Below are 7619 nucleotides of genomic sequence, written 5' to 3' on the forward strand. Positions count from 1 at the left end.
TGCGTCACATTTCCACTTGTGAGACTTACTTCGCCGAAGTTTGCATAGCATTCCTATTTATGATCCCTCAAAGGCAGCTTTTTATAAATGAGCACAAAAAAACACCCCTCCGACAGGAGAGATGCTCTGACATTCAAAAGAATGATTATTTAAGGTTAACTGTAGCTCCAACTTCTTCAAGCTTAGCCTTGATATCTTCGGCTTCTTCCTTAGAAGCGCCTTCCTTGATAACTGAAGGAACGTTGTCAACCAAGCCCTTAGCATCTTTCAAGCCAAGACCTGTGATGTCCTTAACAGCTTTGATCGTCTTAACCTTAGCTGTACCTTCACTAGCTAATTCAACGTCGAATTCTGTTTGTTCTGCAGCAGCGTCGCCACCAGCAGCACCTGCAGCTGCAACTGGAGCAGCTGCTGAAACGCCGAATTCTTCTTCAATAGCTGAAACTAAATCGTTTAATTCAAGAATGCTGGCTTCTTTAAGGTCAGCAATGATTTTTTCTGTATCTAATGCCATTTTGTTTTCCTCCAAATTTTTGATCAAATATATTTAAAATACAACATTAAGCTGCATCTTCATCCTTGCTGTCGGCAACAGCCTTAACAGCATAAGCAACGTTGCGCACTGGTGCTTGCAATACTGAAAGCAACATTGACAACAAGCCGTCGCGGTCTGGCAACTTGGAAAGTGCATTGATATCTTCGACAGAAGAAACCTTTCCTTCGATAACGCCACCCTTGATGCTTAATGCTTCATGGTCTTCAGTAAATTTTGCAATCACACGTGCAGGAGCCGCAACATCTTCGCCACCAAAAGCAACTGCAGTAGGACCTGAAAATACTTCGTCCAAACCTTCATAGCCTGTTTGGTCAGCTGCACGCTTTAAGAATGTGTTTTTGATGACACGCATCTCAACGCCTTCTTCACGTAATTGCTTACGTAATTCAGTAACTTCTTCCACCGTTAAACCACGATAATCAGTAACCACGATCGATGAAGCATTGTTGAATTTTTCAACAACACCGTCAACAATTTTAGCTTTTTGGGCAATAACTTCTTTACTCACTTGATTCACCTCCCAGTCATTGTGTAGAACTTTTCCAAATAAAAAAGCCCCGTATCCACCAAGACACAGAGAGAGAATAATAAACATTACTCCTCGGCAGGATATTAAGGCTTACGCCACCTGAGTCTTAGGTAGAATCATATAAAAAATTGACCTCTAATAATGTAACATGTACACCATTAGAAGTCAACCATATTCTTAATTTAATTCATTAAATTAAAGAGATGAAATATCAAGCGTTACACTTGGGCCAAATGTTGAAGCCAAGGAAACGTGTTGGATATAGATACCCTTCACGGATGCTGGGCGAGCCTTTGTGATCACATCATTGATAGTCTGGAAGTTACCTTTGATAGCATCTTCACTAAATGAAACTTTGCCTAGTGGAACATGAACATTTCCGTCACGGTCAGTTCTATAAGTAACCTTACCGGCCTTAGATTCCGTAACAGCTTTGTTTACGTCCATTGTAACAGTACCCGTCTTAGGGTTAGGCATCAAGCCCTTAGGTCCAAGAACACGTCCTAAACGTCCTACTTGAGCCATCATATCTGGTGTAGCAATAGCTACATCAAAGTCTAACCAGCCATCTTGGATACGTGCAACTAAGTCATCGTCACCGACAACATCAGCGCCAGCATCTTTAGCTTCTTGTGCTTTAGGTCCCTTAGCAAAAACAACAACTTTTTGGTCTTTACCTGTACCATTAGGAAGCACAACGGCACCACGTAATTGTTGGTCCGCTTGTTTTGTATCAACGTTTAATTTGAAAGCCGCTTCGACACTTGCGTCGAAGTTAGCAAAGTCAATTTTCTTGACCAAGCTAACTGCTTCATCAAGATTGTATTCTTTGTTTGCTTCTACTTGCTTAGCGGCTTCTAAATATTTCTTGCTTTTCTTTGCCATTAGTAAATTTTTCCTCCTTGCAATATGTGGTCTATCGGATAAACCTCCCACTTGATACATTCACTTTCGTGAAGTATCCGACTGGAAAGCATGGTGGCTAGTGACTAGCCTTCTACTGTGAAGCCCATGCTTCGTGCAGTACCTTCAATCATGCGCATAGCAGCTTCAACGTCTGCAGCGTTTAGATCTTGCATTTTTGTTTCGGCAATTTCCTTAACTTGGTCTTTAGTTACACTAGCAACCTTGTTTGTGTTAGGTTCACCGGAACCGTGTTCTACACCGGCAGCCTTCTTAAGTAAAATAGCTGCAGGTGGAGTTTTGGTAATGAAATCGAATGAACGATCTTCGTAGACACTGATCTCAACAGGGATGATCATGCCTTCTTGGTCAGCAGTACGGGCGTTAAATTCCTTTGTGAAGCCCATGATATTGATACCGGCTTGACCCAATGCAGGACCAACTGGCGGTGCAGGAGTTGCTTTACCAGCAGGGATCTGCAATTTAACAACGTTTGTTACTTTTTTTGCCACGGTGTATTCCTCCTTATATTCCGTGTGTGGTACGGATGGCCATGAAATTTGGCCTCCCACTAGTATGCCATAAGCATACCTATAAAATATAGCATGCCCGTTAGTCGTTTGCAAGGTGTTTTCACAAATTTGCACAAACTATCAGCAATACACAAAGCTCTAACAAGTTGCAATGCTGCTTAAACTAATTTATCAACTTGATCAAAGTTCAATTCGGCTGCAGTTTCGCGACCAAACATTTCAATGTCAACACGCAGCTTCATTTTTTCATTATCAATTTCAGTGATCTTACCGACCATACCGGAAAAGGCGCCGTCAACAATTGTAACTGAGTCGCCTACTTCAGCATCAAATTTCTCGTGGCGAGCACTTAAGCCCAACTGATGCAAGATGCTGTCAATTTCTTCTTCAAGTAATGGAGCTGGTTTACTACCTGCGCCGTGGGAACCGACAAAACCTGTTACTCCAGGTGTGTTACGGACAACGTACCATGACTGATCTGACATCACCATTTCAACTAAGACATAACCAGGGAAGGTCTTTAATTTCTCCACCTTTTCTTTACCTGTTTTAGTGGTTTCCCGTTTTTCTTCTTCTGGAACAACAACTCTGAAAATGTTGTTTTCCATTCCCATGGATTGAGCCCGTGATTCCAAGTTAGTTTTTACTTTGTTTTCGTAACCAGAATAAGTATGCAGCACGTACCATTTCTTTTCCATATTCTCAGCCATGTTATTCTATTCTCCTTTTTCAAACTTTAGTTATCTTTATCAAAATATTTCTCCAAAATAAAAAAACCTCGACCACGCGAAGTTTCCTTACAAATGAGATTATATCAAATTACTGGCTAAATTGCTAGTTTGTCCGTCTGATCAACTACACAAAAAATTTAATGATCAATTGAACTAGATAATCGACGATCCCAAAGAAAATCGCAAAACCAATTGCCATCAAAACAACGGTCACCGTGTCTTTACGGTTTTCGCTAGCTGTCGGCCAAGTTGTATCTCTCATACTTTGTTTAACATCTTTTAAAAATTTCATCGTTAAGCCTCCATAGATCCACGAAATTAAATGAGTTTATTTTGTCTCGCGGTGCACTGTATGTTTGCCGCAATACTTACAAAACTTCTTAACTTCAAGTCGAGAAACCCGAGCAGGATTTTCTACCAAAGTGTAATTTCGCGAACCGCATTCTGAGCATGCCAAGGCAATTTTTCTTTTTCCTGCCATCTTCAGTTCTCCTTAAATTATATCATTGTAACCTTATCATGGACATCAAGGCAAGTCAATACAAAGACAGCCCCACCGTCTTATATTTTAGTTATCCTGTTTTTATTTTAACGCCAGTAGCAAACATTCCTAAAATAAATCACAAAAAAACTAACCTACTCACTACTAATTTGCAAGTAAGTAAGTTAGTTATTTTCATTTCGCTATTAACGTTGCTTACGCCAGTATAAGAGTGAGTACCCTCCACCCGCCAGAAGTCGAATTAATGCTGCTAATTTTTGAAAAATCCACCTGTTTGTGGTAAACGCCCAGAGTTTTACTTTAAACTGTTGGTAATTCAGTTGCTGTCGGAGCGCTGAATTATCAGCTGTTTAACTAAACATAACAAGCGATGGAACACGGGACAAGAAAAGTCAAGCACTAGTTGACATTAGACTCAAATCGCAGGTTGCGCGAAGTGAATCTGGTGTTGGACAGGCACCGATTTTTGTTGCACGCGATTCGACTATAAAAACACCTCACACTCTTGGGAAACTTTGCCGTTTAATATTTTATTTTTATCAAATTTATGCGGCTTTTATTGCGACAGATGCTGCAGTAAATTTCTTAACTCAATCAACTGCTCTTCGCTCCATGGATTACTTCTGACTGAGTGTTCATCTTGATAATGCCGTGCCGTTTGCTTAACTTCTTTTTGGGCCCGCCGAATATCTTGAGCTAGTTCCCACGCTGGTTTGCGCAAAGCGCCCTGCGAGAAAATAGTCCATTGCTCAGCTTGATCACTTGTTGCCACCGTCACTTGCGTCAACGGGTTCATCAACTGCCCCGCCAAAGATTCAATATAACTATCCGCAGTCTGACCCTCATCCGTCCAAATTACCTGTAAGGTATACTGTTTGTATCTTTTAGACAGACCTGGCACATACATGGCATCAAAAACCACGATGATCTGATAACCACTTTGCTTATGATAATCAGAAAGAACACGCAGCAATTGGTCACGTGCCTCTTCTAATTGGTCATTTTTCTTAAGCTTATTCAATTTTGGCCAGTTACCGATCATATTATAGGCATCGACGATCAGAATGTTTTTCTTCATTATCTGCTTACTTTCCTCTACTTGTATAGACTTGATAGATCAATAAACTTGCCGCAACACTGGCGTTCAAACTTTGCACGTGTCCACTCATCGGGATCGACACCATACCGTCGCAGTTTTTCTTTAACAAAGGAGAGACCCCCTTGCCTTCGTTACCGATCACCAAAGCTGTCGGGGCAGCCCCATCAAATTTGCGAAAATCTTGTCCTTCCATATCGGTACCGAAAACCCAAACACCGCGTTTTTTTAATTCTTTAACGACATTAGTCAAATTATTAGTGCGCATCACCGGCACATACTCAACTGCACCTGTCGATGTCTTAGTCACTGTCGCAGTCAACTGGACAGCTCGCCGTTTGGGAATAATGACTCCGTGAACTCCAGCCGCATCCGCTGTCCGAATGATCGAACCTAGATTATGGGGGTCTTCGATCTCATCTAAGATCAAGAAAAACGGAGGTTCTCCCGCAACCTGAGCTTTGGCAAATAAATCATCTAGTTTGGCATATTGAAATGGTGCCACAGAAACAGCCACACCCTGGTGGTTAGCGTGATCACTCAACATATCCAGTTTGGCCTTAGGAACACGTGAAACGACGATCGATTTTTTGCGTGCCAGCGTTGCCAACTCGTGTAAAGCATCGGACTTCAGCTTTTCTTGGATATAGACTTTATTGACGGGTTGGGTCCCTTTTAGGGCAGCCATGGCAGCGTGACGTCCAATCACTAAGCCTTGCTCATCAGTCTGATTCTTATTATTCATATCTTTTTCTTCCTTTTATTTGTCTCAACAGTTTCAATGCACCAGTGGGCAAGCGCTTGTAACCGTTCATCTTGTTCACTGGTATAAAGATAGCCAAACAAAGCTTCAAAGCCAGTCGAGATCCGGTAAGTCATTACCGCCGTATTTTTAGCGGAAGTGTGACTTTTGGCATTACGCCCCTTTTTGAAAAAAAGCCACTCTTCTTCAGACAGCTTGTCTGCTTGCTCCATTTGATCGACCAAAAAAGCCTGGGCTTTGGCTGAAACATAGTGAGTCGCAGTGTGCTGAAGTTTGTTGGGCTTAGTTAACCCAAGTTCTAACAAATGTTCACGCACAAAAACTTCCCACACCGCATCGCCGATATAAGCCAGTGCGATCCCATTGATCTGTTGATAATTTGCTCTTGTCATATTACTTTATTCTCTCTTCCAGCGGGTACCTTGTGGAGTATCCTCCAAAATGATCCCTTGTTCTTTTAATTCATCCCTAATTTGATCACTCAAAGCAAAATCTTTATTCTTCCGCGCAGCATTTCTTTGTTCAATTTTAGTTTCGACTTCATCATCCAAAATGTCAGCATGCTTGAGCTTAATACCAAACACGCCCACGATTTTTTCAAAGCCGTCCAGCAGGTACTGCAAGGTTGTTGCAGTCACCTCTTCTTTAGCCGCATAAATGTTAAGTTGTTTGACCAGCTCGTAGACAACCGCGATCCCATTTTGCGCGTTGAAATCATCATCCATGGCTGCTTCAAATTCAGCTTCATGGTCTTGAAACTCTTTTTGGACTGTGGGATCAACAGCACCTTGCTTTGCGTCTTGCAACCGGTAGCCGATATTAGTTGCCGCCGTTTGGATGCGTTCGAGGTTTGTTTTAGCCTCGTCTAAATTAGCTGATGTGTAGCGGATCGGTCGTCTGTATTGGGTAGTTGCCATAAAGAAACGGACGATCTGCGGGTCAACTTCTTTTAACAAATCACGAACAGTTACAAAGTTCCCCAAAGATTTACTCATCTTTTCGTCTTCTTCACCGATCGTTACAAAACCATTATGCATCCAGTAGTTGGCAAATTTCTTGCCAGTTTTAGCTTCACTTTGGGCGATCTCATTTTCATGATGCGGGAACTCTAAATCTTGGCCACCGCCATGAATGTCGATGGTGTCACCCAAGTATTTGGTAGCCATTACCGAACATTCAATATGCCAGCCTGGACGCCCCTTGCCAAATGGAGAATCCCATGCAATCTCACCAGTTTTGGCAGACTTCCACACCGCAAAATCCAGCGGATCTTCTTTTTTGGCTTGATCCTCGACACTTAACCGGGCACTAGCGCCTTGTTCCAAATCATTAACGGACTGACCAGATAACAGACCATACCTCTTGAATTTACGAGCACGGTAATAAACGTCACCGCCGGATTCATAAGCATAGCCTTTGTCGACCAGCACCTTAACAAATTCAATGATACCATCCATATTGTCCATCACGCGCGGATTGAGGTTTGCACGTTTGACGTTTAAAGCATCCGTATCAGCATAGAAAGCTTTGATAAATTTTTCAGTAACTTCGGGGACGGTCAGACCCATTTTCTGACTGGCCTTGATGATCTTATCATCAACATCAGTGAAATTGGAAACATACTTGACTTGATACCCCCGGTACTCTAGATAACGGCGAACCGTGTCAAAAGCAATCGCACTACGCGCATTACCGATGTGAATATAATTGTAGACTGTCGGTCCACAAACATACATCCTAACTTTTCCCGGTTGCATCGGCACAAATTCTTCTTTTTTCTTAGTTAAAGTATTATAAAGCTGGATCATTTAAAAGCCTCCCTACAGACCCCAGTTAGAGTCACTGATTTACCTTTCACTTAATATATACTGCAATCATACAGTATTTACACTTTTTTTACCGGAATTTTTTGTTGATTTAAAAAAATACTGCTTCAGTGGTTGCTTACTTCGCTGAAGTTTACGTCACATTTTCTCTTGTGAGACTTACTTCGCCAAAGTTTGCGT

Annotated in this window: 11 protein-coding genes and 1 other annotated feature; all 11 genes read right to left on the reverse strand. The window is 41.9% G+C overall.

From position 1 onward, the window contains the following. Positions 1 to 145 precede the first annotated feature (145 nt). Positions 146 to 514: a 50S ribosomal protein L7/L12 gene (gene rplL, locus FC65_RS07440; protein ID WP_056972131.1), complete on the reverse strand. Its 369-nt coding sequence runs from the start codon at positions 512 to 514 to the stop codon at positions 146 to 148. A gap of 46 nt (positions 515 to 560) precedes the next feature. Then, entirely contained in the window at positions 561 to 1064 is a 504-nt protein-coding gene (gene rplJ / locus FC65_RS07445) for a 50S ribosomal protein L10 (RefSeq protein WP_056972132.1), read from the reverse strand. A gap of 31 nt (positions 1065 to 1095) precedes the next feature. Then, positions 1096 to 1214 (reverse strand) — a sequence feature (ribosomal protein L10 leader region). A 66-nt stretch (positions 1215 to 1280) separates the two neighbouring features. Then, positions 1281 to 1970 carry a 50S ribosomal protein L1 gene (rplA, locus tag FC65_RS07450; protein WP_056972133.1) on the reverse strand — a complete coding sequence of 230 codons (690 nt, stop codon included), beginning with the start codon at positions 1968 to 1970 and terminating at the stop codon, positions 1281 to 1283. A 104-nt stretch (positions 1971 to 2074) separates the two neighbouring features. Beyond that, positions 2075 to 2500: a 50S ribosomal protein L11 gene (rplK, locus tag FC65_RS07455; protein ID WP_010496811.1), complete on the reverse strand. Its 426-nt coding sequence runs from the start codon at positions 2498 to 2500 to the stop codon at positions 2075 to 2077. Between the two features lie 179 nt (positions 2501 to 2679). Beyond that, positions 2680 to 3231, reverse strand: a complete 552-nt coding sequence (gene nusG, locus FC65_RS07460; protein WP_056972134.1) for a transcription termination/antitermination protein NusG — start codon at positions 3229 to 3231, stop codon at positions 2680 to 2682. 145 nt (positions 3232 to 3376) lie between these two features. Continuing rightward, positions 3377 to 3544 carry a preprotein translocase subunit SecE gene (secE, locus tag FC65_RS07465; protein WP_010496806.1) on the reverse strand — a complete coding sequence of 56 codons (168 nt, stop codon included), beginning with the start codon at positions 3542 to 3544 and terminating at the stop codon, positions 3377 to 3379. A 36-nt stretch (positions 3545 to 3580) separates the two neighbouring features. After that, positions 3581 to 3733 (reverse strand): 50S ribosomal protein L33, encoded by a 153-nt coding sequence (gene rpmG, locus FC65_RS07470; RefSeq protein WP_010496805.1) that lies wholly within the window; start codon positions 3731 to 3733, stop codon positions 3581 to 3583. Positions 3734 to 4310: 577 nt separating this feature from the next. Further along, positions 4311 to 4832 (reverse strand): NYN domain-containing protein, encoded by a 522-nt coding sequence (locus FC65_RS07475; protein WP_010496803.1) that lies wholly within the window; start codon positions 4830 to 4832, stop codon positions 4311 to 4313. A gap of 7 nt (positions 4833 to 4839) precedes the next feature. Beyond that, entirely contained in the window at positions 4840 to 5595 is a 756-nt protein-coding gene (rlmB, locus tag FC65_RS07480; protein WP_056972135.1) for a 23S rRNA (guanosine(2251)-2'-O)-methyltransferase RlmB, read from the reverse strand. Beyond that, on the reverse strand, positions 5592 to 6005 hold the full coding sequence (locus FC65_RS07485; RefSeq protein ID WP_010496799.1) for a Mini-ribonuclease 3: 414 nt from the start codon (positions 6003 to 6005) through the stop codon (positions 5592 to 5594). The genes rlmB and FC65_RS07485 overlap by 4 nt, the downstream gene beginning before the upstream one ends. A gap of 6 nt (positions 6006 to 6011) precedes the next feature. Then, positions 6012 to 7421 carry a cysteine--tRNA ligase gene (gene cysS, locus FC65_RS07490; protein ID WP_056972136.1) on the reverse strand — a complete coding sequence of 470 codons (1410 nt, stop codon included), beginning with the start codon at positions 7419 to 7421 and terminating at the stop codon, positions 6012 to 6014. Positions 7422 to 7619 lie beyond the last annotated feature (198 nt).

Origin of the sequence: Ligilactobacillus acidipiscis DSM 15836 (assembly GCF_001435755.1) — a bacterium.
In the GTDB taxonomy this organism is placed as follows: domain Bacteria; phylum Bacillota; class Bacilli; order Lactobacillales; family Lactobacillaceae; genus Ligilactobacillus; species Ligilactobacillus acidipiscis.

What these genes read in the sequence shown, in the direction of transcription:
- rplL (WP_056972131.1), bottom strand. Translation starts at nt 514, where the DNA reads ATGGCATTAGATACAGAAAAAATCATTGCTGACCTTAAAGAAGCCAGC.
- rplA (WP_056972133.1), bottom strand. Translation starts at nt 1,970, where the DNA reads ATGGCAAAGAAAAGCAAGAAATATTTAGAAGCCGCTAAGCAAGTAGAA.
- nusG (WP_056972134.1), bottom strand. Translation starts at nt 3,231, where the DNA reads ATGGCTGAGAATATGGAAAAGAAATGGTACGTGCTGCATACTTATTCT.
- secE (WP_010496806.1), bottom strand. Translation starts at nt 3,544, where the DNA reads ATGAAATTTTTAAAAGATGTTAAACAAAGTATGAGAGATACAACTTGG.
- rpmG (WP_010496805.1), bottom strand. Translation starts at nt 3,733, where the DNA reads ATGGCAGGAAAAAGAAAAATTGCCTTGGCATGCTCAGAATGCGGTTCG.
- FC65_RS07475 (WP_010496803.1), bottom strand. Translation starts at nt 4,832, where the DNA reads ATGAAGAAAAACATTCTGATCGTCGATGCCTATAATATGATCGGTAAC.
- rlmB (WP_056972135.1), bottom strand. Translation starts at nt 5,595, where the DNA reads ATGAATAATAAGAATCAGACTGATGAGCAAGGCTTAGTGATTGGACGT.
- FC65_RS07485 (WP_010496799.1), bottom strand. Translation starts at nt 6,005, where the DNA reads ATGACAAGAGCAAATTATCAACAGATCAATGGGATCGCACTGGCTTAT.
- cysS (WP_056972136.1), bottom strand. Translation starts at nt 7,421, where the DNA reads ATGATCCAGCTTTATAATACTTTAACTAAGAAAAAAGAAGAATTTGTG.